Annotated in this window: 24 protein-coding genes and 1 tRNA gene; 16 read left to right on the top strand and 9 right to left on the bottom strand. The window is 72.1% G+C overall.

The window, feature by feature from the left end:
* The first annotated feature begins 30 nt into the window (after positions 1–30).
* Complete coding sequence (locus IH54_RS0114215) at positions 31–1,209, top strand: glycosyltransferase (protein ID WP_324607792.1); 1,179 nt, start codon at positions 31–33, stop codon at positions 1,207–1,209.
* Between the two features lie 2 nt (positions 1,210–1,211).
* Here IH54_RS0114215 and IH54_RS0114220 read toward each other — a convergent pair whose 3' ends face one another.
* Positions 1,212–2,012, bottom strand: coding sequence for a hypothetical protein (locus IH54_RS0114220; RefSeq protein ID WP_159011826.1), 801 nt, complete (start codon positions 2,010–2,012; stop codon positions 1,212–1,214).
* A gap of 64 nt (positions 2,013–2,076) precedes the next feature.
* Here IH54_RS0114220 and IH54_RS47665 point away from each other — a divergent pair, with 64 nt between their 5' ends.
* Both IH54_RS47665 and IH54_RS0114230 read left to right on the top strand, forming a co-directional pair.
* On the top strand, positions 2,077–2,208 hold the full coding sequence (locus IH54_RS47665; protein ID WP_267965184.1) for a hypothetical protein: 132 nt from the start codon (positions 2,077–2,079) through the stop codon (positions 2,206–2,208).
* Between the two features lie 54 nt (positions 2,209–2,262).
* Complete coding sequence (locus IH54_RS0114230) at positions 2,263–2,700, top strand: GNAT family N-acetyltransferase (RefSeq protein WP_031516600.1); 438 nt, start codon at positions 2,263–2,265, stop codon at positions 2,698–2,700.
* Positions 2,701–2,713: 13 nt separating this feature from the next.
* Here IH54_RS0114230 and IH54_RS43110 read toward each other — a convergent pair whose 3' ends face one another.
* Together IH54_RS43110 and IH54_RS0114240 are read right to left on the bottom strand one after the other, a co-directional pair.
* On the bottom strand, positions 2,714–3,001 hold the full coding sequence (locus IH54_RS43110; protein WP_078862209.1) for a Uma2 family endonuclease: 288 nt from the start codon (positions 2,999–3,001) through the stop codon (positions 2,714–2,716).
* Positions 2,968–3,825 carry a helix-turn-helix transcriptional regulator gene (locus IH54_RS0114240; RefSeq protein ID WP_031516602.1) on the bottom strand — a complete coding sequence of 286 codons (858 nt, stop codon included), beginning with the start codon at positions 3,823–3,825 and terminating at the stop codon, positions 2,968–2,970. Before IH54_RS0114240 ends, IH54_RS43110 begins: the two co-directional genes overlap by 34 nt.
* 170 nt (positions 3,826–3,995) lie before the next feature.
* Here IH54_RS0114240 and IH54_RS0114245 point away from each other — a divergent pair, with 170 nt between their 5' ends.
* Together IH54_RS0114245 and IH54_RS0114250 are read left to right on the top strand one after the other, a co-directional pair.
* Positions 3,996–5,045 (top strand): aldo/keto reductase, encoded by a 1,050-nt coding sequence (locus IH54_RS0114245; protein WP_031516604.1) that lies wholly within the window; start codon positions 3,996–3,998, stop codon positions 5,043–5,045.
* 67 nt (positions 5,046–5,112) lie between these two features.
* Entirely contained in the window at positions 5,113–5,556 is a 444-nt protein-coding gene (locus IH54_RS0114250; RefSeq protein WP_031516606.1) for a hypothetical protein, read from the top strand.
* Here the strand turns inward: IH54_RS0114250 and IH54_RS0114255 are convergent.
* Positions 5,541–6,005, bottom strand: coding sequence for an ATP-binding protein (locus tag IH54_RS0114255; protein WP_063762296.1), 465 nt, complete (start codon positions 6,003–6,005; stop codon positions 5,541–5,543). The two genes, IH54_RS0114250 and IH54_RS0114255, sit on opposite strands and share 16 nt — an antisense overlap.
* Positions 6,006–6,130: 125 nt before the next feature.
* Between IH54_RS0114255 and IH54_RS0114260 the strand changes: the two genes are divergently transcribed.
* Positions 6,131–6,964, top strand: a complete 834-nt coding sequence (locus tag IH54_RS0114260; protein WP_031516610.1) for a helix-turn-helix domain-containing protein — start codon at positions 6,131–6,133, stop codon at positions 6,962–6,964.
* Positions 6,961–7,173, top strand: a complete 213-nt coding sequence (locus IH54_RS0114265) for a DUF397 domain-containing protein (RefSeq protein WP_031516612.1) — start codon at positions 6,961–6,963, stop codon at positions 7,171–7,173. Before IH54_RS0114260 ends, IH54_RS0114265 begins: the two co-directional genes overlap by 4 nt.
* Before the next feature lie 198 nt (positions 7,174–7,371).
* Here IH54_RS0114265 and IH54_RS45500 read toward each other — a convergent pair whose 3' ends face one another.
* Complete coding sequence (locus IH54_RS45500) at positions 7,372–7,647, bottom strand: hypothetical protein (protein WP_159011828.1); 276 nt, start codon at positions 7,645–7,647, stop codon at positions 7,372–7,374.
* A 200-nt stretch (positions 7,648–7,847) separates the two neighbouring features.
* Here IH54_RS45500 and IH54_RS0114270 point away from each other — a divergent pair, with 200 nt between their 5' ends.
* From IH54_RS0114270 to purM, 7 genes are all read left to right on the top strand, one after another.
* Positions 7,848–8,468: a Uma2 family endonuclease gene (locus IH54_RS0114270; protein ID WP_324607793.1), complete on the top strand. Its 621-nt coding sequence runs from the start codon at positions 7,848–7,850 to the stop codon at positions 8,466–8,468.
* A gap of 1 nt (position 8,469) precedes the next feature.
* The gene (locus IH54_RS45505; RefSeq protein WP_159011830.1) at positions 8,470–8,628 is read left to right on the top strand and encodes a hypothetical protein; all 159 of its coding nucleotides are present in this window, start codon (positions 8,470–8,472) and stop codon (positions 8,626–8,628) included.
* Positions 8,625–9,881, top strand: a complete 1,257-nt coding sequence (locus tag IH54_RS0114275; RefSeq protein WP_234343519.1) for an MFS transporter — start codon at positions 8,625–8,627, stop codon at positions 9,879–9,881. The genes IH54_RS45505 and IH54_RS0114275 overlap by 4 nt, the downstream gene beginning before the upstream one ends.
* Before the next feature lie 109 nt (positions 9,882–9,990).
* Complete coding sequence (locus tag IH54_RS0114280; RefSeq protein WP_031516618.1) at positions 9,991–10,194, top strand: DUF4177 domain-containing protein; 204 nt, start codon at positions 9,991–9,993, stop codon at positions 10,192–10,194.
* Positions 10,195–10,656: 462 nt separating this feature from the next.
* Positions 10,657–11,463, top strand: coding sequence for a maleylpyruvate isomerase family mycothiol-dependent enzyme (locus IH54_RS0114285; protein ID WP_031516620.1), 807 nt, complete (start codon positions 10,657–10,659; stop codon positions 11,461–11,463).
* 613 nt (positions 11,464–12,076) lie between these two features.
* Positions 12,077–13,594, top strand: a complete 1,518-nt coding sequence (gene purF / locus IH54_RS0114290) for an amidophosphoribosyltransferase (RefSeq protein ID WP_031516622.1) — start codon at positions 12,077–12,079, stop codon at positions 13,592–13,594.
* 42 nt (positions 13,595–13,636) lie between these two features.
* Positions 13,637–14,704, top strand: coding sequence for a phosphoribosylformylglycinamidine cyclo-ligase (gene purM / locus IH54_RS0114295; RefSeq protein WP_031516624.1), 1,068 nt, complete (start codon positions 13,637–13,639; stop codon positions 14,702–14,704).
* 95 nt (positions 14,705–14,799) lie between these two features.
* Here the strand turns inward: purM and IH54_RS0114300 are convergent, their stop codons facing one another.
* Positions 14,800–15,072, bottom strand: a complete 273-nt coding sequence (locus IH54_RS0114300; RefSeq protein ID WP_031516626.1) for a DUF3073 domain-containing protein — start codon at positions 15,070–15,072, stop codon at positions 14,800–14,802.
* 297 nt (positions 15,073–15,369) lie between these two features.
* Positions 15,370–16,488, bottom strand: a complete 1,119-nt coding sequence (locus IH54_RS0114305) for a Glu/Leu/Phe/Val dehydrogenase (protein ID WP_199923389.1) — start codon at positions 16,486–16,488, stop codon at positions 15,370–15,372.
* A gap of 260 nt (positions 16,489–16,748) precedes the next feature.
* Here IH54_RS0114305 and IH54_RS0114310 point away from each other — a divergent pair, with 260 nt between their 5' ends.
* Together IH54_RS0114310 and bldC are read left to right on the top strand one after the other, a co-directional pair.
* On the top strand, positions 16,749–17,597 hold the full coding sequence (locus tag IH54_RS0114310) for a hypothetical protein (protein WP_031516630.1): 849 nt from the start codon (positions 16,749–16,751) through the stop codon (positions 17,595–17,597).
* Positions 17,598–18,060: 463 nt separating this feature from the next.
* Positions 18,061–18,267 carry a developmental transcriptional regulator BldC gene (bldC, locus tag IH54_RS0114315; protein WP_003949541.1) on the top strand — a complete coding sequence of 69 codons (207 nt, stop codon included), beginning with the start codon at positions 18,061–18,063 and terminating at the stop codon, positions 18,265–18,267.
* A 674-nt stretch (positions 18,268–18,941) separates the two neighbouring features.
* On the opposite strand, the gene IH54_RS0114320 is transcribed toward bldC, so the two are convergent.
* Positions 18,942–19,016, bottom strand: a tRNA-Asp gene (locus IH54_RS0114320).
* A gap of 68 nt (positions 19,017–19,084) precedes the next feature.
* On the bottom strand, positions 19,085–23,026 hold the full coding sequence (hrpA, locus tag IH54_RS0114325) for an ATP-dependent RNA helicase HrpA (protein ID WP_031516632.1): 3,942 nt from the start codon (positions 23,024–23,026) through the stop codon (positions 19,085–19,087).
* Positions 23,027–23,115 lie beyond the last annotated feature (89 nt).

The raw sequence follows: 23,115 nt of genomic DNA on the forward strand, positions 1-23,115 counted from the left end.
GCCCGGCCGGTCGGCGAAGAGGAGACTCACATGGCAGGGATCCAGCAGCAGCGCGCGGGGAGCGAGCAGGACCGGCCCGGGACACCCGGGGACCGGTCCGGGACGCCCCGGGCCCGGCCCACCGTGTGCCTGTGCATGATCGTCAGGAACGAGGCGAAGGTCATCGAGCGGTGCCTTGCGGCGGCGCGCCCGCTCATCGACTCGTGGGTCATCGACGACACCGGCTCCACCGACGGCACCCAGGACCTCGTCCGCCGCGCCCTCCACGGCATCCCCGGCGAGCTCCACGCCTCCGAGTGGCAGGACTTCGGCCACAACCGCACCCGCAACATCCGCCGCGCCCTCGGCCGCGCGGACTTCCTGCTGCTCCTCGACGCGGACATGGTCGTACGCGTCGAGCCCGCGGGCGGCGCCCAGGCCGCGTTCGACGCGAGCGGACTCACCGCCGACGCGTACATGCTCCGGCACGCGGGCGACGTCGAGTACCGCATCAAGCGGCTGGTGCGCGGCGCGCTGCCGTGGCGGTACGAGGGCGCCACGCACGAGTACCTGACCGCCGACGTGCACCACACCGTCGCCGACCTCGACACGCTCGTGATCGACCACCACGCGGACGGGGGCTCGCGGGCCGACAAGTTCACCCGCGACGCCGCCCTGCTGCGCGCGGACCTCGCCCGCGACCCCGGCAACCCGCGCACCGTCTTCTACCTCGCCCAGACCCTCCGCGACCTCGGCGAGACGCAGGAGGCGATCACCCTCTACGAGCGGCGCGCGACGATGGGCGGCTGGGAGGAGGAGGTCTACTACGCCCTCCTCCAGGCCGGCGTCCTGCGCGCCGCCACCGGCGCCTGGCCGCTCGCCATGGACACCCTGGTCCGCGCCTGGCAGTCCCGCCCGCAACGCCTGGAGGCCGTCTACGAACTGGTGACCCGCCTGCGCGGCATGGGCCACCACGCCGCCGCCCACGCCTTCGCCACCGCCGCCCTCGACCGCCCCGCCCCCGCGGACTGGCTCTTCGTCCAGCCCTGGATCTACCGCTGGGGCCTGCTCTTCGAATACTCGATCACCGCCTACTGGACGGGTGACCTGCCCGCTTCCCTCCACGCCTGCGACCGCCTGCTGGCCCTGCCCGACCTCCCGCCCCGCTACCGCGAGCAGACGGCCCGCAACCGGGAGTTCGCGGCGCGGGGGGCGGTGGGGGTCGGCTGACCTCAGCCCCGACCGGCGACCTTCGCGAGCTTGGCGGCCTGGGCGGTGACGACGGCCGTCGGGACCTCGGGGGTGGCGACGTCGGCGGGGATCGTCTCGCCGAAGGACGCGACCGTCGTGCCGCAGCGCACGACCACGATGTGGGCGGGGTTGAGCATGGGGTTCGCGGGGTCGCCGAGGTCCGCGGCGCGCGGGGTCTTGGTGATCCGGTAGGCGAGCGCGTCGTCCCCCGCCGCCGGGTCGGCAAACTGCCGGGCGGCGCCGAACTTCATCCGCGGCTCGCGCGGGGAGTCGAACTCCTGCCGGCAGGCGGCCAGCGAGGTCCGCAGATCCGTCACGACCCGCTCGGCGCCGGCGGCGGTGGCGTAGGACCGCAGGTTGAGCAGTACCAGGTGTATGCCGAGATCCGGCGCGTCCGCCCGCAGCCACTCCGCCGCGACCCCCGTGAACGGCTCCCGGCCGCCCAGCAGCCCGTCCGACATCGCGTACAGCGGCTGGCACGCGCCGGGCGTCGCCTGCGGCATCGTGGCCGGGTCGTGCACGACGGGCGCCTGCCCGCCCTTCCCGATCACGGCCTCCGTCGTCCACCCCGGCAATTCCGCGGCCCCCACCTCGGCGTTCTCCAGCTGCGCCTGCGTGAGCGTCGGCGCGTCCACGACGGGGCGGGCGCTGCGCGTGGCCGGGGCTTTCCCCTTCGCAGGCGCAGCCTTTCCGCCCCCGCCCCCGCCTCCGCAGCCCGCCGTCACGACCAGCGCGGCCGTGATCGCGGCCGCTGCCGCGGCTTTCGACGCCGTGGCGCCCATGGTGCCCCCCTTGTGCCTTGCACGTGCTGTGCGGGGGCCATGAAAACACGCGGGGGATCGTGAGGTGACCTTCGTCTTCGGGGACACCGTCGCGGTCGGTCCGTGGAAGCTCGACACGAAAGTGCTGCTCCCGTACGGGTCCGGCGTGGTCGTCGACGACGAGGAAGCGGGCGCCGCCGACGCTGCCAGCGCCTAGCCACCCGAAGAAAACCGCTGGCCCGGGGGTCCGGGGGGCTGGTTGGGTGCGGGGATGGGAAATGGTGAACTTCCGGGCGGGTACGAGATATCCGCCGACCCCGCGCGGATCGATGCCGCGCGCGTGCACGCGTGGCTGTCGGAGGATACGTACTGGGCGCGCGGGCGGACGCGCGAGAAGCAGGACGCGGCGATCGCCGGGTCGCTGAACTTCGGGGTGTACGACAGCGCGTCCGGTGAGCAGTGCGCGTACGCGCGGGTCATCACGGACAAGACCACCTTCGCGTGGCTCTGCGACGTCTACGTGGCCCCCGCCGCCCGCGGCAAGGGCCTCGGCACCGCCCTGGTCGCCGCGATCCGCGACCACCTCGCCCCGCACGGCCTGCGCCGCATCCTCCTGGCCACGGCCGACGCGCAGGGCGTCTACGCGAAGGTCGGCTTCACGCCGATCGAGAAGCCGGAGCAGTGGATGGTCCTCGGCCTCCAGATGTAGCGGCCTGCCGCTGTCACCCCTCCTCGGCGGCCCAGCCCAGCAGCTGCTGGGTGTCCAGCTCGAACCCCACGGGCTCGGGGAGGGGGACCGCCTTGCCGAAGGGGACGGTCAACCGCAGGGCGTACGCGCCCTCTTCGGGCCTGCTGTGGACGGTGACCTCGCGGGTGTCGCGGTCGACGAGCAGGTAGACGGGGATCTCCGACTCGGCGTACGCACGCGGCTTCTCGACGCGGTCGCGCTGCGTCTCGGCGGTTGCCGGGTCCCCTCTCAGTGCGCGGCACGCGACGTCTCGCGGGACCAGGTCGCCAGCAGGCGGAGGGCCGTCGCGGAGGGGGAGTCCGCCTCCGCGGTGTGGATGACGAGGGCCTGGTCGGGGGCGTCGGGGAGGCGGAAGGTCTCGAAGGCGAGGTCGAGGGGGCCGACGAGCGGGTGGTGGTAGCGGTAGCCGCCGTGGGTCTTGTCGCGGAGGCGGTGTTCGGCCCAGACCTCGCGGAAGTCGGGGCCGGACGCGTCGAGTTCGGCGAGGAGGGCGGCGAGGGCGGGGTCGTCGGGGTGGCGGGCCGCGTCGAGGCGGAGGTAGGCGGCGACGTCGTGGGCCTTCGCGCGCCAGTCGGCGTAGAGGCTGCGCGTCGCGTCGTCGAGGAAGACCAGGCGGGCCATGTTGCGCTCGCGCGGCGGGAGCGCGCCGAAGTCGGTGAGCAGGGCGGCGGCGAGCGCGTTCCAGGCCAGCACCTGCGTGCCGCGGCCGATGACGTACGCGGGGACGTCGGCGGCGGAGTCCAGCAGGCGGCGCAGGCCGGGGCGTACGTCGTCCGGGTACGGGGACGGGTCGGAGGCCGGCGCGGGGCGGGCCAGGCGGTAGAGGTGCTCGCGCTCGACCGCGTCGAGCCGCAGCGCGCGGGCGACCGCGTCGAGGACGGCCTCCGAGAAGTGCAGGGTGCGGCCCTGCTCCAGCCGGACGTAGTGGTCGACGCTCACCCCGGCGAGCTGCGCCAACTCCTCCCGGCGCAGGCCGGGTACGCGGCGCAGGCCGCCGTGCCGGGGCAGGCCGAGGTCCTCGGGGCGCAGCCGGGCGCGGCGCGAGCGCAGGAAGTCGCCCAGTTCGGTCCGTCTGTCCATCGGCATACGCCAAGTATCGCGGGCCGTACGGGAGATGGGCGGACGGTGCCTGGTCACGCCGTGCCCAGGCACGGGAGGGCCGTGGCTGCGCGGGGCGTGCCGGGTGAGGGTGGAGGCACCGGAAGGGTTCCGGGGCCCGGCGCCGACCGGGCCGCGTACACGGGGAGTTCACCGTCATGAGCACCACGGACACCGTCCCGCTCGGCCGCACCGGTCTGCACATCTCCCGCCTGGGCTTCGGCTCCTGGGCGGTCTCCGGCTCCAACTGGTCCTACGGGTGGGGCGACACGGACGACACCGAGTCGGTCGAGGCGATACGGCACGCGGTGCGCTCGGGCGTCAACTGGATCGACACCGCCGCGGTGTACGGCCACGGCCACTCCGAGGAGCTGGTCGGCAAGGCGGTCGCGGGCCTCGCCGCGGACGAACGCCCGTACCTCTTCACGAAGGTGGGCCTGGTGTGGGACCCGGCCGACCCCTCGGCCGCGCCCCTGCGGACGATGCGGCCGGACAGCGTACGGCGCGAGGTCGAGGACTCGCTGCGGCGGCTCGGCGCCGAGCACATCGACCTCTACCAGGTGCACTGGCCCGACACCGGAGAGGTGCTGGGCGGTGTCGGGGACGCGGGCGGCGGGGTGTCGCCGGACGCGACGCCGCTGGAGGTCTACTGGCAGGTCATGGCCGACCTGAAGGCCGAGGGCAAGGTGCGCGCGATCGGCCTGTCCAACCACACGCCCGAACTGCTGGACGCGGCCGAGCAGATCGCGCACGTGGACGTGATCCAGCCGCCCTTCTCGGCGATCACCCGCTCCGCGGCGGACGAGGTCGCCTGGGCCCGCGCCCACGGCACCGGCGTGATCGCGTACTCGCCGCTCCAGTCCGGCCTGCTGACCGGCACGTTCTCCGCGGAGCGGGTGGCGGGTCTGCCGGACGGCGACTGGCGCCGCTCCCACCCGGACTTCACCACCGCCCTCCCCGCCAACCTCGCCCTCGCCGACGCCCTGCGCCCGATCGCCGCCCGCCACGCCGTGAGCGTCACCGAGGTCGCCCTCGCCTGGGTCCTCGCCTGGCCCGGCGTGACCGGCGCGATCGTCGGAGCCCGCACCCCCGCCCAGGTCGACGGCTGGCGCGACGCGGCCGCGCTGGCGCTGACCCCGGAGGACCTGGAGGAGGTGGCCGCCGCGATCGCCGCCACGGGCGCGGGTACGGGGCCGGCCCGGCCGTGAGAGGCCCAGTTGTCGGTGGCCGCTGTTAGCGTCCGGCCGTCAGCACAGGACCGAGGGGGAGGACGCCGTGGGCGCGTCGGGCTGGGAATACTCCGTGCCGTACCGGGAGGACCTCGCGGGGGCCTTCGAAGCACTGAAGCGCAAGGTCTTCGAGGAGCGGGACTACTACTGGGGTCCGGGCGCCGACTGGCGGCCGGAGGAGGAGCGGCTGCCGTGGCCGCGGACCGTCGAGGAGCTGTGGGAGGACGAGTACGTCCGGGAGTGCGGGACGCATTCGATCCTCGACATCTTCCGGATCGTCGGCCCGGACGAGGAGCGGGACTACTTCACGATGCAGCCGGTGTCCGAGGACGAGGCGCTGCACGTCCTGGGCACGCGCAGGCCCACCAGGGCCCACATGCCGGAGTTCGAGAACTTCCCGCACTCGCGCTGGCAGGGCCGGTGCGTCGTGCTCCACGACGACGCGGGAGAGCCCCGGGAGCTCCACTTCTTCGGCTACTCCGGCGACTGAGCCGTACCCGGGGCGGGGACGCCCGCGAGGTCGGGGGCCAGGTCCAGGACGAACCACACGACCTTGCCGACGTGGCGGCGCGGGTACGTGCCCCAGTGCGCGGACAGCGCCTCCACCAGCAGCAGGCCGCGGCCGCCCTCCGCGTCGGGGGCCTCCGCCGGGCGGGGCACCGGCGGGGCCGAGCAGGCGTCGGCGACCTCGACGCGGAGGAGCCGCCCCGGGGCCAGCTCGACGTCCACCGCGACGAGGCGGCCGGTCGGGCGGATGGCGTGGCGTACGGCGTTGGTGACCAGCTCGCTCAGCAGCAGCTCGGCGGTGGCGCTCACCGCGCCGTCCACGCCCCACTCCGCGAGCTGCTGCACCAGCAGCCGCCGCGCCCGCTTCGGGGACCTCGCGCTCCGGGTGAACGTCCACCCCGTGCACACGCCCGGGCCCTGCATCGTGCTCATGCCTTCCCCACCACTTTCCGTCACGCCGGACATCACCGTCTGTCCTCCAAGCGTCGCGGTGTGCAGCTAGGCTCGACAACTGACGCGAACTCAGCTCTTGCGCTGTCAGGAAAGGCCGGTCCGCCATGGTGCAACCCAAGGACCTCAACCCGTTCGAATCCCCCCAGGCCTTCTACGGCTCCGAACTCCGCCGCCTGCGCGAGGCCGCGCTCCTCTCGCAGGAGGGCCTGGGCGATCTGGTCTTCTGCTCCGGCGCGTACGTGGGGCAGCTCGAATCCGCCAACCGCCGACCGCAGATCGACCTCTCGCAGCGCTTCGACGCGGTCCTGAAGTCGGACGGCCACCTGGAGCGGCTGTGCAAGATGGTCCTCAAGGCGACCAAGCACGCCGAATACTTCGCGGGTGTCATCGACTTGATGACAAGCGCCCTGACCATCGGCCAGGTTTCGTCGGTACTCATTCCGGGCCTGTTCCAGACCGAGGCGTATGCCCGCGCGCTGTTCGAGTCGGCGGACCCGTCGCGCCCCGCGGACAAGGTGGCGGAGATGGTCGCCGCCAGGGTGGCCCGCAGGTGGCTGCTGGACGACCCAACAACGCCCAAGTTCTGGGTCGTTCTGCACGAAAACGTCCTGCGGATGCCCGTCTGCGACAGCGAAGGGATGTACGAGCAGCTCACGTACATTGCGCAGATCGCCCGTTCCCGGCGTGTGACGTTCCAGGTCGTGCCGCTGTCGGTGGGTGCGCACCCGCTGATGGGCAGCGAAGTCACCTTGATGACCTTCCCCGAGGCCCCGCCAGCCGTTTACGTCGAAGTTGCCCGGTCAGGGCACTTGTTGGATTCGCCGGAGATGGTTAGTGGCTATGTCGAGGCATACGATTTCGTGCGAGCGGTCGCCCTCTCGCCGACCGCGTCCCTGCACATGATCGAGTCAGTGGCCAAGGAGTACAGCGCGCAATGAGCACAGCAGGAGACCTCGGCACGGCGCAGTGGCGTAAGTCGTCGTACAGCAACTCAGACGGCGGCGAATGCGTCGAGGTCGCCGACGGGGTCACCGGCCTCGTGCCCGTCCGCGACTCGAAGGACCCCGAGGGCCCCGCCCTTCTCTTCGGCGCCGACGCGTGGGTCGCCTTCGTCGGGGCCGTCAAGGCGGGGGAGTTCGCGGGCTGACGTCTCAGCTTCCCGATACGAGTCGCCGGGAAAGCTGCTACGGGGCGCCCGTGGGCGCCCCGCCCGCAGGCAACGGTGCCTCGCGCGGCTCATGGCCCATGTCCGCAAGCTGGGCAGGCCGCGGGGCAATCACGACCTGATCACCGCGGCTACCCCGCCGCGACGGCACGGGAAAACGCGACCCACGACGGCAGGGCCTCATTCGCCGGGCTTCCCGGCGTGTGTGTGGTCGAGGTGTGCGGGCGGGGCCTGTGGACGGCGAGGTGCGGGCTGTGCCTTGGGGAGGCCGACGCAGCCGGGAGGGCATGGGTCCCTCTCTCGGTCGGTCAGCAGGATGTCCAGCGGTGAGAGTGCGCCGGTGGCGTCCCGGACCGGCACGCGGTCGAGGTCGGCGGTCGTTGCGGCCACGAGGCGGATCTGCCCCCGGGCCACGAGGTGCGCGTAGCGCTCGGAGTGGGGTGCGGCAGTACGCACGGTGCCTCCTCGGTTGTGCGGCGGAGCCGTTCCGCCTCGCGCGCCATTGGAGCAGAGCCACGAACGGGTCCGGAGGCTACGCTCGGAATCCGAGCGTGGGGGCACAACAAACGTCGAGTGTGATCATCCGGTCACGTTACGTTCCGCTGAGCCGATAGGGTGAGGGCGGAGCGTGAAGATCCGGGCACAGGGAGGTACGGGTGACCGCTGTGGACGACCGGCCGCAGGCGCAGGATCACGCGCAGATGGAGACGGAGGACTTCGAGAGCCTGGCGTCCGACGCGGCGCGCCGGTCCGAAGGCCTCCGCCTGGAACTCATCGGCGGAAGGATGGGGGTCAAAGCTGTGCCCGACGTGATCCACACGGCGATGACGATGTGGCTGGTGCGGCAGTGCATGCAGCAGAAGCCGCAGTGGGACCTTCACGTCGGGCAGGGCCTGAAGGTGGAGAGCTACCGCAGGGGGCGGGCGATCCCGGACGGTGTTCTCGCCCCGGTCGGCCACCTCGTCGAGACCTCGACGGGCGAGTGGGCCGAGACGGACGGGGTGCTGATGACGGTCGAGATCACCTCGTTCGACCGTGACACCACACAGCGCGACCGCGTCGACAAGCCCCGTGCCTATGCCGAGTCGGGCATCCCGGTCTACCTGCTGATCGACCGGGACACCCGGGAGGTCACCGTCTTCAGCGAGCCGGAGCACGGGTCGTACCAGCAGCGCGTGACGGTTTCCTTCGGCAAGGAGGTCGGCCTCCCCGCCCCTGTCGGTATCCAGCTCGACACGCAGCAGCTGCTGGCCTGGGTGAATGCCGAAGATGCCTGAGATGCCTGAGCGTCCCGCGCCCGCAGGCAACGGTGCCGCGCTCGACGGCGTACTCGCCGTTCACCGGCCGGACGATCGTTTCGCCCGCGACGTCCAGGAGGTGCGGGACCTCCTCACCGTGGACAGGCCCGAGCCGACGGTGCCAGCATCGGGACGGTGACCGTCGAGGGGAAGAGCCTGCTCAGGCATCGGAATTTCGTGCTGCTGTGGGCCGGGCAGACCGTCAGCGAGGTCGGGTCGCAGGTGTCCGTGCTCGCGCTGCCGCTCGTGGCGGTCGTCGTGCTCGGGGCGAGTGCGTGGCAGGTGGGGCTGCTGTCGGCGGCCGGGACGTGCGCGTACCTGCTGGTCGCGCTGCCCGCGGGGGCGGTCGTGGACCGGGTGCGGAAGCGGCCGCTCATGCTGGGGTGCAACCTCGGGCTGCTGGCCGTGATGGGGTCGGTACCGGTCGCGCACGCGCTGGGGGTGCTCACGCTCGGACAGCTCTACGCCGTCGAGTTCGTCGACGGCGTGCTGTCCGTCTTCTTCGTCGTCGCCTACCAGAGCCTGCTGCCGCACCTGCTGCGCGACGAGCAGCTCATGGACGGCAACGGCAAGCTCGCCGCGTCGCAGTCGGGCGCACAGATCGCCGGGCCGGGGCTCGGGGCCGGCCTCGTCTCGGCCTTCGGGGCCGCGGCCGCGGTCCTCGCCGACGCGGCCTCCTTCGCCGTCTCCGCCCTCACCCTCGCCGGGATCCGCACGAAGGAGCCCGAGCCGGTGAAGGCGGCGGGCGGGCCCTCGCTGCGTGCCCAGATCGCCGAAGGCCTGCGGCACGTGCTGCGGGACCCGATCCTGCGCAACTCCGTCGCCTTCAACGGCACCGCCAACTTCTTCGTCGTCATGGTCGAGACCCTCGGCCCCGTCTTCCTCATCCGCACCCGGCACGTCGACCCCGGCCTGGTCGGACTGCTGCTCGCGCTCGGCGCGGTCGGCGGGGTCGCGGGCGGCGCGGCGGCGAAGGCGCTTTCCCGGCGGGTGGGGTCGGCGCGCATCAGCTGGATCGCGATGACCGTGCTCGCCCTGCCGGGGCTGCTCATCCCGCTCGCGGGCAGCGGGCCGCGGGCGGTGCTCTACGGGGTCGGGTGGAGCGCCTGGACCTTCTCCGCCGTCGTCACCGGCATCTCGCTGACCAGCTACCGGCAGGCGACCTGCCCGCCGGGCATGATCGGCCGGGTGAGCGCCGCCGCCCGCTGGATCACCTGGGGCACGCTGCCGCTCGGCGGGCTCGCGGGGGGCGCGCTCGCGAGCGTGCTGGGGGTGCGGGCCACGCTGTGGATAGCCGTCGTCGGGGGCTGCTCCTCGGGGCTGTGGCTCTTCTTCTCGCCGCTGCGCCGGATGCGCGACATCCCGCTGGGCGCGGTGCCGGTGGGGGCCTGACCCGGCAGCGGCCAAGGCCCCTGACACCGCGCGGCTGTTCGTGGTTGGCTGGGCCGGTCACGTGCGCCGCGCACGACGCAACCGAGCCGGACCGAGCCGAAGGCAGAGCATGTACGAGTACAAGGTCGTCACCTTCCGCGAGTCGTTGATAGGCGACGCGCTCGACAGCGACAAGCTGGAGAAGACCCTCAACAAGCACGCCGAGGAGGGCTGGGCGCTGAAGGACATCACGTCCGGTGATGTGAAGGGGCGGGTCGGGCCCGGGGCCGTCGAGGGGCTGCTGCTGACGTTCGAGCGGCCTCGCCAGGGCTGAGCTTCGCCCTCCCGGCGGGGCCGCGCCTTGCGCGCCGGGGTGCCTTTTGCGGTGGCCCGCGCGAGCTTCCGCCGGTGGGTGGGCTGGGCGCGCGGTTCCCCGCGCCCGTTGGCGCTTCGGGGTGCCTTTTGCGGTGGCCCGCGCGAGCTTCCGCCGGTGGGTGGGCTGGGCGCGCGGTTCCCCGCGCCCGTTGGCGCTTCGGGGTGCCGCTTGCGGTGGTCGCGCAGCCGTCCCGCCGTGGGGGTTGAGCGCGCGGTTCCCCCCCAGGGCTTCGCCCGGGAGGCACCCCTCCGCGCCCCTGGTTTGTTGCCCCGCGCCGCAGGCGTGAGCCCCCCCGCGCCCGTGGTTTGTCGCCCTGCGCCGCAGGCGTGAGCCCCGGGGGGCTTGGCCACGCCCCTGGGGTGTGCCCTGCGGGGCAGACGCAGGCCCCGTGCTGTCGTACCCCCGGGCTACGCTCGGCGCATGCCGACCGCCAGCCGACGACGCGCCCGTACGTACGATCCGGACCGCACGTGGAGTGCGCTGCTCGCGCAGAGCGGGCTCGTGGCGGACGCGGTGCGGGGGCTCTCCGCGGAGGCGTACGCGCTGCCCTCCGGGCTGCCGGGGTGGGACGTGCGGCTGCTGGTCGCGCACGTCGTGCGGCAGATCGACGCGCTCGGGGAGCTGCTCGCCGCCCCGGAGCCGGTGGGCGGCGGGCGGCTGACCGGGCTGGACGCCTGGACGCAGGCCACCGGGCCGGTCGCGGCGCAGCTGGACGCCGGGACGAAGGAGACGGCCGCCGCGATGGGCGATCCGGTCGCCGCGGTCGAGGCGGCCGTGGAGCGGCTGCCGGGGCTGCGCGCGGAGGCGCTGCGGCCGGGGCGGCTGCTGCCCGAGCCGTTCGGCGGGATGCGGGCGCTGGAATTCACGGTGACGCGGCTGGTGGAGCTGGTCGTGCACACCGACGACCTGGCCCGCGCCACGGGCGCCGAGCCCGCGTTCGACCGGCAGGCGCTGGCCGCCGTCGTGCGGGTGCTCGCGGACGGGCTCGCCGCGAAGGCGCCGGGCAACGCGGTGGAGGTGCGGGTGCCGCCGTACGCGGCGGTGCAGTGCGTCGAGGGGCCCCGGCACACCCGCGGCACCCCGCCCAACGTCGTCGAGACCGACCCGCTGACCTGGCTGCGGCTGGCGACCGGCCGTACGGCGTGGGCCGCGGCGGTCGAAGCGGCCGCCGTCTCCGCGAGCGGCGAGCGCGCGGACCTGGCCGCGTACCTCCCGGTGATGCGCTGAGGCACTCTCCCGAGGCATCCGCCCCCGGACGGCGTACGCCCGGCGTACGACACGGCCCGTGACGGTCAGCCGCTGACATCCGAGTCACCCCATGGCGCGCCCGTCATGCACTGCCATATCCGTATCGTCCTGGAATCCACCCCGGCCGAGGTGGCGTAATTACGCCGCCAGTCAGGTGTTCCCTAGGTGCGGTCCGGCTCGCGCTCCTACTATCGACCCGGCGAGACCGGCCGCTGAGAACGATTTCCGGCCGGGATCGCCCCGGAAGACGCGCCCGCCGGAACCCCCGTACCGGCGGGCGTTTCCGTGCCCGGACGCCGCCCGCGGCCCGCAAGATCATCCCGGCCGTCGTACCGATGGGTTCCGGCCACGGGGAGCGGGAGCTTCACGCGCGTTTCCCGATACGCCCCCGGGGTGAACACCTGAGCCCTATGATGCGGGCGCAGTCTCGTCGGCCGTGTGAGGACCCCATGAGCGGTCGGCGGCCCGCCTTGGGGGGTACGTCACACCCCCGTGCCCCCCAAGGCGCTACGCGCATAGAAGCCCTGCTCGGCAGCACTCCGTGACCGTCCCCCGTTCGGACGACGGGCGATCCTGCCCTAGACTCGACAACGTGCCACGTGGTGACGGACGACTCAGCCACGACCTGCTCCCCGGCGAGAAGGGCCCCCAGGACGCGTGTGGCGTCTTCGGTGTCTGGGCCCCCGGCGAAGAGGTCGCGAAGCTCACCTATTTCGGGCTGTACGCCCTGCAGCACCGCGGACAGGAGTCCGCGGGCATCGCAGTGAGCAACGGCTCGCAGATCCTGGTCTTCAAGGACATGGGCCTGGTCTCCCAGGTCTTCGACGAGACCTCTCTCGGCTCGCTGACCGGCCATATCGCCGTCGGCCACGCCCGCTACTCGACCACCGGCGCCTCGGTGTGGGAGAACGCGCAGCCGACCTTCCGGGCCACCAGCAACGGCTCGATCGCGCTCGGCCACAACGGCAACCTGGTCAACACCGCCGAGCTGGCCGAGATGGTCGCCGAGCTGCCGCAGGCCCCGGGCCGGGCCACCAAGGTCGCCGCGACCAACGACACCGACCTGGTCACGGCCCTGCTCGCCGGGCAGAGCGACGCCGAGGGCAACCCGCTGTCGGTGGAGGACGCCGCCCCGCAGGTGCTGCCGAAGATCAAGGGCGCCTTCAGCCTCGTCTACATGGACGAGCACACCCTCTACGCCGCCCGCGACCCGCAGGGCATCCGCCCGCTGGTGCTGGGCCGGCTGGAGCGCGGCTGGGTCGTCGCGTCCGAGACCGCGGCCCTCGACATCTGCGGTGCGAGCTTCGTCCGCGAGATCGAGCCCGGTGAGCTGGTCGCGATCGACGAGCAGGGCGTGCGCACCTCGCGCTTCGCGCCCGCCCGCCCCAAGGGCTGCGTGTTCGAATACGTCTACCTGGCGCGCCCCGACACCGAGATCGCCGGCCGCAGCGTCTACCTCTCGCGCGTCGAGATGGGCCGCAAGCTCGCCGCCGAGTCGCCCGTCGAGGCCGACCTGGTCATAGCCACGCCGGAGTCGGGTACGCCCGCCGCGATCGGCTACGCCGAGGCCAGCGGCATCCCGTACGGCTCCGGCCTGGTCAAGAACTCCTACGTCGGCCGGACGTTCATCCAGCCCTCGCAGACCATCCGGCAGCTCGGCATCCGGCTCAAGCTCAACCCGCTCAAGGAGGTCGTCCGCGGCAAGCGGCTCGTGGTGGTGGACGACTCGATCGTCCGCGGCAACACCCAGCGGGCCCTGGTGCGGATGCTGCGCGAGGCGGGCGCGGCCGAGGTCCACGTGCGGATCTCGTCGCCGCCGGTGAAGTGGCCGTGCTTCTTCGGCATCGACTTCGCCACCCGCGCCGAGCTGATCGCCAACGGCATGAGCGTCGACGAGATCGGCGCCTCGCTGGGCGCGGACTCGCTCGCGTACATCTCGCTGGACGCGATGGTCGAGGCGACCACGATCGCCAAGCCGAACCTGTGCCGTGCGTGCTTCGACGGCGAGTACCCCATGGAGCTGCCCGACCCCGAGCTGCTGGGCAAGCAGCTGCTGGAGGTCGAGCTGGCGGGCGGCGCGGACGCCGCCGACGCCCTGCGCAGGCCGTGAGCCCGGCCGCTTCCGCGATCCCCCGACACGAAAGTGCCTGCAATGCCTGAGACAAACGGTGCGAGCTACGCCGCCGCCGGCGTCGACATCGAGGCCGGCGACCGGGCCGTCACGCTCATGAAGGAGTGGGTGCGCAAGGCGTCCCGCCCGGAGGTCGTCGGCAGCATCGGCGGCTTCGCCGGACTCTTCGACGCCTCCGCCCTCAAGCGCTACGAGCGCCCGCTGCTGGCCTCGGCGACCGACGGCGTCGGCACCAAGGTCGACATCGCCCGCCGGATGGGCGTCTACGACACCATCGGCCACGACCTGGTCGGCATGGTCGTCGACGACCTGGTGGTGTGCGGCGCCGAGCCGCTGTTCATGACCGACTACATCTGCGTCGGCAAGGTCCACCCCGAGCGGGTCGCGGCCATCGTCAAGGGCATCGCCGAGGGCTGCGTCCTGGCCGGCTGCGCGCTGGTCGGCGGCGAGACCGCCGAGCACCCTGGGCTGCTGGGCGCCGACGACTTCGACGTGGCGGGCGCCGGCACCGGCGTCGTCGAGGCGGACGCGATCCTCGGCGCGGACCGCATCCGTACGGGTGACGCGGTGCTCGCGATCGAGTCCTCCGGACTTCACTCGAACGGGTACAGCCTGGTACGCCATGTGCTGAGCGAGGCGAACGGCTGGGCGCTGGACCGCGAGGTCGCCGAGCTGGGCCGCACCCTCGGCGAGGAGCTGCTGGAGCCGACGAAGATCTACGCGCTGGACTGCCTGGCCCTCACCCGTACGACCGAGGTGCACGCCTTCGCGCACATCACCGGCGGCGGGCTCGCGAACAACCTGGCCCGGGTCGTCCCGGACGGGCTGAACGCCACCGTCGACCGCTCCACCTGGGTGCCCGCGCCGATCTTCGGCCTGGTCGGGGTGGAGGGCCGGGTCGAGCGGTCGGAGCTGGAGCGCACCCTCAACATGGGCGTCGGCATGATCGCGGTCCTGCCGCAGACCGGCGTCGAGGTCGCGCTGAGCGTGCTGGCCGACCGCGGGGTGGACGCCTGGGTCGCCGGCGAGGTCGGCGAGCGGGAGGACGGCGACGGGGCCGTGCGGATGATCGGCGACTACGCGGGGTGACGGCCTAGGCCGCGGGTACGACGAAACCCGGTCGGAGGCTGACCGCCCCTGACCGGGTCACCGCAGGTGGTGTCGTTGCGGGTGTCGTTATCGCGTCAAGCGCGACGGCGTTGCGACGACGCGGATGACGAACCCGAGGACTCGTCGCCCTCGCCCTCGTCGTCATCGTTGTAGAGATCCGCGTACTGAGCGTACGGATCGTCGTCGTCCAGCTCGTCGTCATCATCGTCGACAGACTCCGGATTCACCGGCCTCGACGACGATGCGCCCAGCTCGTCAGCCAGACGGGCAAGATCAGTGCCGCCAGAGTTGTACTTCAACTGGCGGGCGACCTTCGTCTGCTTGGCCTTGGCCCGGCCGCGCCCCATGGCTCGACCCCCTTAACGGCGGGGCTCATCGGCCCCGAGTCTTGACACGCGTTCATGATGCGGAAGGCCTCCTGCACGGAGAACCTGCCCGTAGGGCCTCAACGGTACCTGCTTCCGACGCCGCACGGTACGTCGCCCGCACGACGCGCGTCGGAACAGGGGCCTTTCAAGGCCCTGTCCTGCCTGGTCAGGCCCGATTTTACCTTCTTCTAGCACCAACTTGCTATCGGGTCGTGCATTCGGTCACGTGCGTCACTCCCGGCTACTGGCGAATACTCGCGAGTACCCCGGGCGCGTTCACGGACGCAGCCACTCCTCGGCCGGGGTCCGCTCCGCCATCCGCTGCTCGGCGAGCCGGTCGGCGGCGACCGCGGGCGGCACCCCGTCGGCGCTCGCGCGCTCGAAAATGGCCAGCGTCGTGTCGTAGATCCGCGTCGCCTTGGCCTTGGCCCGGTCGAAATCGAAACCGTGCAGTTCGTCCGCGACCTGGATGACGCCCCCGGCGTTCACCACGTAGTCGGGCGCGTACAGGATGCCGCGGTCGGCCAGGTCCTTCTCGACGCCCGGGTGGGCGAGCTGGTTGTTGGCCGCGCCGCACACCACGCTCGCCGTCAGGGCGGCCACCGTCTTGTCGTCGAGCGCGCCGCCGAGGGCGCAGGGCGCGTACACGTCCAGCGGGGTGCGGACCAGCACCTCCGCGTCGCTCACGACCGAGACCTCGGGGTGCCGGGCGGTGACCGCGGCGACCGCGGCGTCCCGCACGTCGGTCAGCACGACCTCGGCGCCGTCCTCCAGCAGGTGCTCGACGAGGTGCTTGCCGACCTTGCCGACGCCCGCGATGCCGACCCGGCGGCCGCTCAGCGAGGCCGCGCCCCACTGCACGCGGGCGGCGGCGCGCATGCCCTGGTAGACGCCCCACGCGGTGAGTACCGAGGAGTCGCCCGCCCCGCCGTTCTCCGGGGAGCGGCCGGTGGTCCAGCGGTTCTCGCGCGCGACCACGTCCATGTCGGCGACGTAGGTGCCGACGTCGCACGCCGTCACGTACCGGCCGCCGAGCGAGGCGACCGCGCGCCCGTAGGCGAGCAGCAGGGCCTCGGTCTTGTCGGTGTCCGGGTCGCCGATGATCACGGCCTTGCCGCCGCCGTGGTCGAGGCCGGCCAGCGCGTTCTTGTACGACATGCCGCGGGCGAGGTTCAGCGCGTCGGCGACGGCCTCCTCGTCGGAGGCGTAGGGGAAGAAGCGGGTTCCGCCCAGGCCGGGGCCCAGCGCGGTGGAGTGGAGCGCGATCACGGCCTTGAGGCCGGATGCGCGGTCCTGGCAGAGAACGACCTGCTCGTGCCCGCCCTGCTCCGATCGGAACAGCGTGGCGATGACACTCCCGGTGTCGGTTACGTCGGTCACGGTGGTGACTCCCATAGTCCGGTGTCCCAGTGCTGCGGATGGCTCTCGCCCCCGTGCGGGTGGCGGAGGCGCGATGCTGCGCACAGCGTAGGCCCTCCCGGCGGACGAGGGGTGGTGCCGGGCCCCCACACCACCCCCTACGGGCGCGTCGCCCGTGGGCGTGACCAGTGGCCGGGATCACGTCCCGGGGGTGCGGGCGCGTGGGACGATCGACGGGGACGCCGCGGACGGCCGACGGGGACGACGTGGCGGCACGGCGGCGCGAGGGAGCGGGCGTGAGCGGTTCACCGGTAGTGGTCCCGTACGCGGCTTATTTGCGCGTCTACGAGCCGCTGGCGGCCTTTCCCGAGCCCGAACGCACCCACTGGTACCGCTATGCCGCGTCCGGCACCTGCCGGACCGCACAGGACGAGCTGCGGCAGTCGCTCGCGGGCCTCGTGCCCGTCCCGCCGATCGCCGTGCCCGTGCACGAGAGCGCCGACGCCTTCGTCGCCGACATCGGCGGGGTCACCCACATCTGCCCCTGGCGCACCCGGCTGCGCGGCTGGCTCGCGCTGGAGACCTTCGGGCAGCAGCTGCCGCCGCCGGTGCTGGACGCGATGCTGCCGCCGGTCGTCCGCCGGCAGGCCGCCGCCGACCACGACTCCTGGCGCGAGCGCAACCCGGACGCGCGGCCCTGGATCCGTACCGCGACGTGGCACGTGCCCGTGCGCTGGTTCGTCCTCGTCGGCGACGACGAGCGGGAGTACGAGCCGGCGGGTGAGGGGGAGCGCAAGGAGCCGCTGCTGCGCTACCGCACCCCGATGGTGCAGGCCCGCCGCCGGGTGGCGCGGGGCCTGCGGGTGCTCAAGGACGCGCTGGACGACGGCGGCCCGCTGATCGACGGGCTCGTCGACGTCGGCCGCTGGCTGGAGGAATTCCACCCGCGCTCGCTCGTCGAGCTGGACTACGGGGGCCTGGTGCACATCATGGGCCCCGAGCGGCTGGCCGAGGACCGCTCGGCCGCGGACGTCGCCGAGGGGCTCGCCTCGCTGCGGGAGGGCGACTCGGCGGCGGCGAGCGTCGCGTACGAGCGGCTGACCGACCGCTGGCGGGCGGTGCGGGAGCTCCAGTTCTCGAACTGATCTTCCGGTCCGGACACGGGGGCAACCTCCTTGCGGGCGGGGACGTTTCAGGCGTCCGACCGGGGGGCGATTCGGATTTTCGGGTCAAGCGTGATGGAGAGCACGTACCTGGAGTCTTGCCTGGATCACCATCTGTCATGCCAAAATGGGACAACGGGTCCGCCTCGGGCTCGATTCGAAGGTGGGGATGTTGCAGTTGATCGTCCTGTGACTGATCGTCACGCTCGCGTGACTGTCCGTTATGACACGGTCCATCGGCTTCCGCCGAGCTTGAACACCTGAGAGGGCAAATCCATCGGTTTGGCCGACGCGGCTGGACGGATGGTGTAGTTGTAGTGCCGAGGACAAGCCGTTCGTCCTATTACCGACTCGGCCCGCGCCTGCCATTTCGGGCAACGCGGGTCAAGGTGCAGAATTCAGAGGAAAGAACCGCGCTGGTTCGGTTCTCTCAAGGAGGCCGCTCATGACCGCTCGCACCCCTGATGCCGAGCCGTTGCTCACCCCTGCCGAGGTCGCGACCATGTTCCGCGTCGACCCCAAGACGGTCACGCGCTGGGCCAAGGCAGGCAAGCTCACGTCCATCCGCACGCTGGGCGGCCACCGCCGCTACCGCGAGGCGGAGGTACGTGCGCTGCTCGCGGGCATTCCGCAGCAGCGCAGCGAGGCCTGACCGGCACTTTTGGACGCCGTCCCCCTTGGCGGCGCCCGGTTCCGGCGGATCGCCTGCCCCCATCAGGCATCCGAAGGGACCCAGCTCCACCGGCTCCGTCAGCAGTGCCTCGGCAGTTGTTCCGTATGACGGGGATCCCGCCGGATCCGCGTCGGGAGCACAGCAGGACCACAGCAGCACCACAGCTTCACCGTGATCGCATCGGACTCCGCCGGGTCCGGTGCGATCCGTTTTTGTGCCGTGTTCGTGCCCTCTTTCGTGCCTTGGCACCACGTCTTGGACGTAGTGCCATTGCACATATTAAATCGACGGCCCTGCGGAGGGCGTCAGGTTCCGTGATTCCGGAACGAGTTCACGTGACTCCCGTCACATGCCGCGGGCTTGTGGATCTTGTGCGCGGTGCGGTAGGGAACTCCCGCGCCGGAAGGGAGTGTCGGGAGAAGTGCGTGCGTGACCGGTGGCACACCCCGTCGCCTGCCCCGCAAATGGGCGGCGCGAACACGAAGAGCCCCGGCTCCTTGCGGAACCGGGTCTTCGGGCTGAACGCGTGTGGTCCTGACGGGTTTTGCTGTGTCCGATCGCGGCCGGCGCCGCGGGCGCGGCCTCGACAGGGCCGGCGGCCGGACATGGCGAAGGCCCGCTCCCGGAGGGATGCGGGCCTTCGCCAACTTGTGCGGTCCTGACGGGATTTGAACCCGCGGCCTCCACCTTGACAGGGTGGCGAGCACTCCAAACTGCTCCACAGGACCTCGCTGCGGAACAGACTCTACAGCAGGTCAGGGGGTGCGGTCGAACTCGAACGCGAAGGGGGCCGCGGTCAGGCCCAGGCGGCGTCCAGGGCCTTGAAGACGCGCTTGTCGGAGACGGGGAAAGCCGTGCCCAGGGCGTGGGCGAAGTAGCTCACGCGCAGCTCCTCGATCATCCAGCGGATGTCGCGGACGGACGCCGGGACGGGGCGGCCCGCGGGCTGGGCGGCCAGCAGCTCGGCGTACTCGGCCTGGATCTCGCGGACCTTCTCCATGCGGGTGGCGTCGCGCTGCGCGCCCGTCGGCATCTGCTGGAGGCGGCGGTCGGCGGCGACCAGGTAGCGCATGACGTCGGGGAGCCGCTTGAGGCCCGCCTCCGTCACGAAGCCCGGGCGGACGAGGGCGGCGAGCTGTTCGCGGACGTCGGCGGTGTTGGCCAGCAGCGCGGGGCTCGTGGTGTCCTTCAGACGGCGCTCGCAGGAGTGCCAGGCGGCCAGCACCTGCTGGACCTGGCGAACCGTGCGGACGGTCAGCTCGACCAGGTCCGCGCGCACCGCGTCGTAGAGCTTGCGGTAGCCCTCCTCGTCCCACGCCGGGCCGCCGTGGTCGGCGATCAGGCGGTCGGCGGCGGCCGTGGCGCAGTCCTCGAAGAGGGCCTGGATGCTGCCGTGCGGGTTGCGGGACAGGTTCAGCTTCTGCTGGTTGGAGAGCTGGTCGGCGACGAACTTCGCGGGGTTGACCGGGACGTTCAGCAGGATCAGCCGGCGGGTGCCGCGCCACATCGCGGCGGCCTGCTCCGGCTCGGTGTCGAAGAGCTTCACCGCCACCGAGGCGCCCTCGTCCACGAGCGCCGGATACGCCTTGACCGGCTGCCCGGCCCGCCTGGTCTCGAAGGTGCGGGGGAGCGCGCCGACCGTCCAGTCCTTCAGGCCCGTGCGCTGCTCCACGGAGGCCAGGGCGGGGTCCGAGGCGCTCTCGAAGGCCTTGGTGATGGCCGCGCGCGTCCGGGGCTTCAGACGCAGCTTGAGCGCTTCCAGGTCCTTGTCCTCGGCGACGGTGCGGCGCCGCTCGTCGACGACCCGGAAGGTGACCTTGAGGTGGTCCGGCACCTTCGCCAGGTCGAAGTCCTCGGCGGCGACGGGCACGCCCACCATCCGCTGCAGCTCCCTCGCCAGCACGGACGGCAGGGGATCGGGCCCGGCCACCGCGCGGTCCAGGAACGCCTTCGCGTAGTTCGGCGCGGGCACGTAATGCCGGCGGATCGGCTTCGGCAGCGAGCGGATCAGCTCGGTGACGACCTGCTCGCGCAGGCCCGGGATCTGCCAGTCGAAGCCGTCCGGCACCGCCTGGTTGAGGACCTGGAGCGGGACGTGGACGGTCACGCCGTCGGCGTCCGCGCCCGGCTCGAACTGGTACGTGACGCGGAACTTGAGCGAGCCCTGCCGCCACGAGTCCGGGTAGTCGGCCTTGGTGACCGCCTCCGCGTTCTCGTTGATCAGCATCGAGTGCTCGAACGTCAGCAGTTCCGGCTCGTCGCGCCGCCGGTGCTTCCACCAGGAGTCGAAGTGCGCGCCGGACACGACGTGTTCGGGGATGCGGGTGTCGTAGAAGTCGTAGAGCGTCTCGTCGTCGACGAGGATGTCGCGGCGCCGGGCGCGGTGTTCGAGTTCCTCGACCTCGCCGAGCAGCTTGCGGTTGTCGTGGAAGAACTGGTGGTGGGTGCGCCAGTCGCCCTCGACCAGGGCGTTGCGGATGAACAGCTCGCGGGAGACCTCGGGGTCGATGCGCCCGTAGTTGACCTTGCGCTGCGCGACGAGCGGGACGCCGTACAGCGTCACCTTCTCGTACGCCATCACCGCCGCCTGGTCCTTCTCCCAGTGCGGCTCGCTGTAGCTGCGCTTGACCAGGTGCTCGGCGAGCGGCTCGACCCACTCCGGCTCGATCTTCGCGTTGACCCGCGCCCACAGCCGGGACGTCTCCACCAGCTCCGCCGACATGATCCACCGCGGCGGCTTCTTGAACAGCGCCGAGCCCGGGAAGACCGCGAACTTCGCGCTGCGGGCGCCCAGGTACTCGTTCTTCGCGTCGGTGTCCTTGAGCCCGATGTGCGACAGCAGCCCCGCCAGCAGCGACTGGTGGACACGCACCGGATCGGCCGCGTCGTCGTCCGACTTCGGCTCGGCCACGGTGATGCCCATGGACTTCGCGACCTGCTTCAACTGGCTGTAGATGTCCTGCCATTCGCGGATGCGCAGGTAGTTCAGGAACTCCCCGCGGCACATCCGGCGGAAGGCCGACGACGACAACTCCCGCTGCCGGCCGCGGATGTACGTCCACAGATGCAGGAAGGACAGGAAGTCGCTGCCCTCGTCGCGGAAGCGGGCGTGGCTCTGGTCGGACTGCTGCTGCTTGTCCGCGGGCCGCTCGCGCGGGTCCTGGATCGACAGCGCCGCCGCGATCACCATCACCTCGCGCACGCAGCCGTTGCGCTCCGCCTCCAGCACCATGCGGGCCAGCCGCGGGTCCACGGGAAGCTGCGCGAGCTTGCGGCCGGTCTGCGTGAGCCGCTTGCGCGGGTCCTTCTGGGCGGCGTCCAGCGCGCCCAGCTCCTCCAGCAGCTGGACGCCGTCCTTGATGTTGCGGCTGTCCGGCGGGTCGATGAAGGGGAAACGCGCGATGTCGCCGAGCCCGGCCGCGGTCATCTGCAGGATGACTGAGGCCAGGTTCGTCCGCAGGATCTCGGCGTCGGTGAACTCCGGGCGGGAGAGGAAGTCCTCCTCGTCGTACAGCCGGATGCAGATGCCGTCCGACGTACGGCCGCAGCGCCCCTTGCGCTGGTTGGCGCTCGCCTGGCTGACCGGCTCGATCGGCAGCCGCTGCACCTTCGTGCGGTGGCTGTAGCGCGAGATGCGGGCCGTGCCCGGGTCGATCACGTACCGGATGCCGGGGACGGTCAGCGAGGTCTCCGCGACGTTCGTCGCCAGCACCACCCGGCGCCCCGCGTGCTGCTGGAAGACCCGGTGCTGCTCCGCCGACGACAGCCGCGCGTACAGCGGCAGCACCTCGGTGTGCCGCAGGTTCTTCTTGCCCAGCGCGTCCGCCGTGTCGCGGATCTCCCGTTCGCCGGACAGGAAGACCAGGATGTCGCCCGGGCCCTCCGCCTGCAGCTCGTCCACCGCGTCGCAGATCGCCGTGATCTGGTCGCGGTCCGCGTCCTCGCCACCCTCTTCGAGCAGCGGGCGGTACCGCACCTCCACCGGGTACGTCCGGCCGCTGACCTCGACGATCGGGGCGTTCCCGAAATGCCGCGAGAAGCGCTCCGGGTCGATCGTCGCCGACGTGATGACGACCTTCAGGTCCGGGCGGCGGGGCAGGAGCTGGGCCAGGTAGCCGAGGATGAAGTCGATGTTGAGGCTGCGCTCGTGCGCCTCGTCGATGATGATCGTGTCGTACGCGCGCAGCTCGCGGTCCGTCTGGATCTCCGCGAGCATGATGCCGTCCGTCATCAGCTTGACCAGGGTCTGCTCGCCGACCTGGTCGGTGAAGCGGACCTTCCAGCCGACCGCTTCGCCCAGCGGCGTCCGCAGCTCCTCCGCCACGCGCTCGGCGACCGTGCGGGCCGCGATGCGGCGGGGCTGCGTGTGCCCGATCAGGCCGCGCACACCGCGGCCCAGCTCCAGGCAGATCTTCGGGATCTGCGTCGTCTTGCCCGAGCCCGTCTCGCCCGCGACGATCACCACCTGGTGGTCGCGGATCGCCGCCAGGATCTCGTCGCGCTTCTGGCTCACCGGAAGCGCCGCCGGATACGTGATCTCCGGCACATTCGCCCTGCGGGCCGCTATACGCTGCTCCCCGCGGTCGACCTCCCGGCCGATCTCGGCGAGCACGGCGTCGCGCGCCTCGGCCTTCCTGATCCGCCGGACGCCTTCCAGCCGCCGCCCGAGCCGCTGCTCGTCGCGCAGCGAAAGCGCCGGGAGGCGGCGGGCCAGGTCGTTGGTTGCGTAAGTAGACATACGGTCCTCATGCTCGCACCTGCGGCGGGCCGGGGGCGAACCCATTTCGCCGGGCGGCGGGCAACGAGCTTGCGGCTGCGCCGCGGGGT

This window comes from Streptomyces sp. NRRL F-5123 (assembly GCF_000721495.1).
Classification (GTDB): Bacteria; Actinomycetota; Actinomycetes; order Streptomycetales; family Streptomycetaceae; genus Actinacidiphila.

Coding starts and splice junctions, on each gene's coding strand:
- IH54_RS0114215 (WP_324607792.1), top strand. CDS start 31: ATGGCAGGGATCCAGCAGCAGCGCGCGGGGAGCGAGCAGGACCGGCCC.
- IH54_RS0114220 (WP_159011826.1), bottom strand. CDS start 2,012: ATGGGCGCCACGGCGTCGAAAGCCGCGGCAGCGGCCGCGATCACGGCC.
- IH54_RS0114230 (WP_031516600.1), top strand. CDS start 2,263: ATGGGAAATGGTGAACTTCCGGGCGGGTACGAGATATCCGCCGACCCC.
- IH54_RS0114240 (WP_031516602.1), bottom strand. CDS start 3,825: ATGCCGATGGACAGACGGACCGAACTGGGCGACTTCCTGCGCTCGCGC.
- IH54_RS0114245 (WP_031516604.1), top strand. CDS start 3,996: ATGAGCACCACGGACACCGTCCCGCTCGGCCGCACCGGTCTGCACATC.
- IH54_RS0114255 (WP_063762296.1), bottom strand. CDS start 6,005: ATGAGCACGATGCAGGGCCCGGGCGTGTGCACGGGGTGGACGTTCACC.
- IH54_RS0114260 (WP_031516610.1), top strand. CDS start 6,131: ATGGTGCAACCCAAGGACCTCAACCCGTTCGAATCCCCCCAGGCCTTC.
- IH54_RS0114265 (WP_031516612.1), top strand. CDS start 6,961: ATGAGCACAGCAGGAGACCTCGGCACGGCGCAGTGGCGTAAGTCGTCG.
- IH54_RS45505 (WP_159011830.1), top strand. CDS start 8,470: ATGCCTGAGCGTCCCGCGCCCGCAGGCAACGGTGCCGCGCTCGACGGC.
- IH54_RS0114280 (WP_031516618.1), top strand. CDS start 9,991: ATGTACGAGTACAAGGTCGTCACCTTCCGCGAGTCGTTGATAGGCGAC.
- IH54_RS0114285 (WP_031516620.1), top strand. CDS start 10,657: ATGCCGACCGCCAGCCGACGACGCGCCCGTACGTACGATCCGGACCGC.
- purM (WP_031516624.1), top strand. CDS start 13,637: ATGCCTGAGACAAACGGTGCGAGCTACGCCGCCGCCGGCGTCGACATC.
- IH54_RS0114300 (WP_031516626.1), bottom strand. CDS start 15,072: ATGGGGCGCGGCCGGGCCAAGGCCAAGCAGACGAAGGTCGCCCGCCAG.
- IH54_RS0114305 (WP_199923389.1), bottom strand. CDS start 16,488: ATGGGAGTCACCACCGTGACCGACGTAACCGACACCGGGAGTGTCATC.
- bldC (WP_003949541.1), top strand. CDS start 18,061: ATGACCGCTCGCACCCCTGATGCCGAGCCGTTGCTCACCCCTGCCGAG.
- hrpA (WP_031516632.1), bottom strand. CDS start 23,026: ATGTCTACTTACGCAACCAACGACCTGGCCCGCCGCCTCCCGGCGCTT.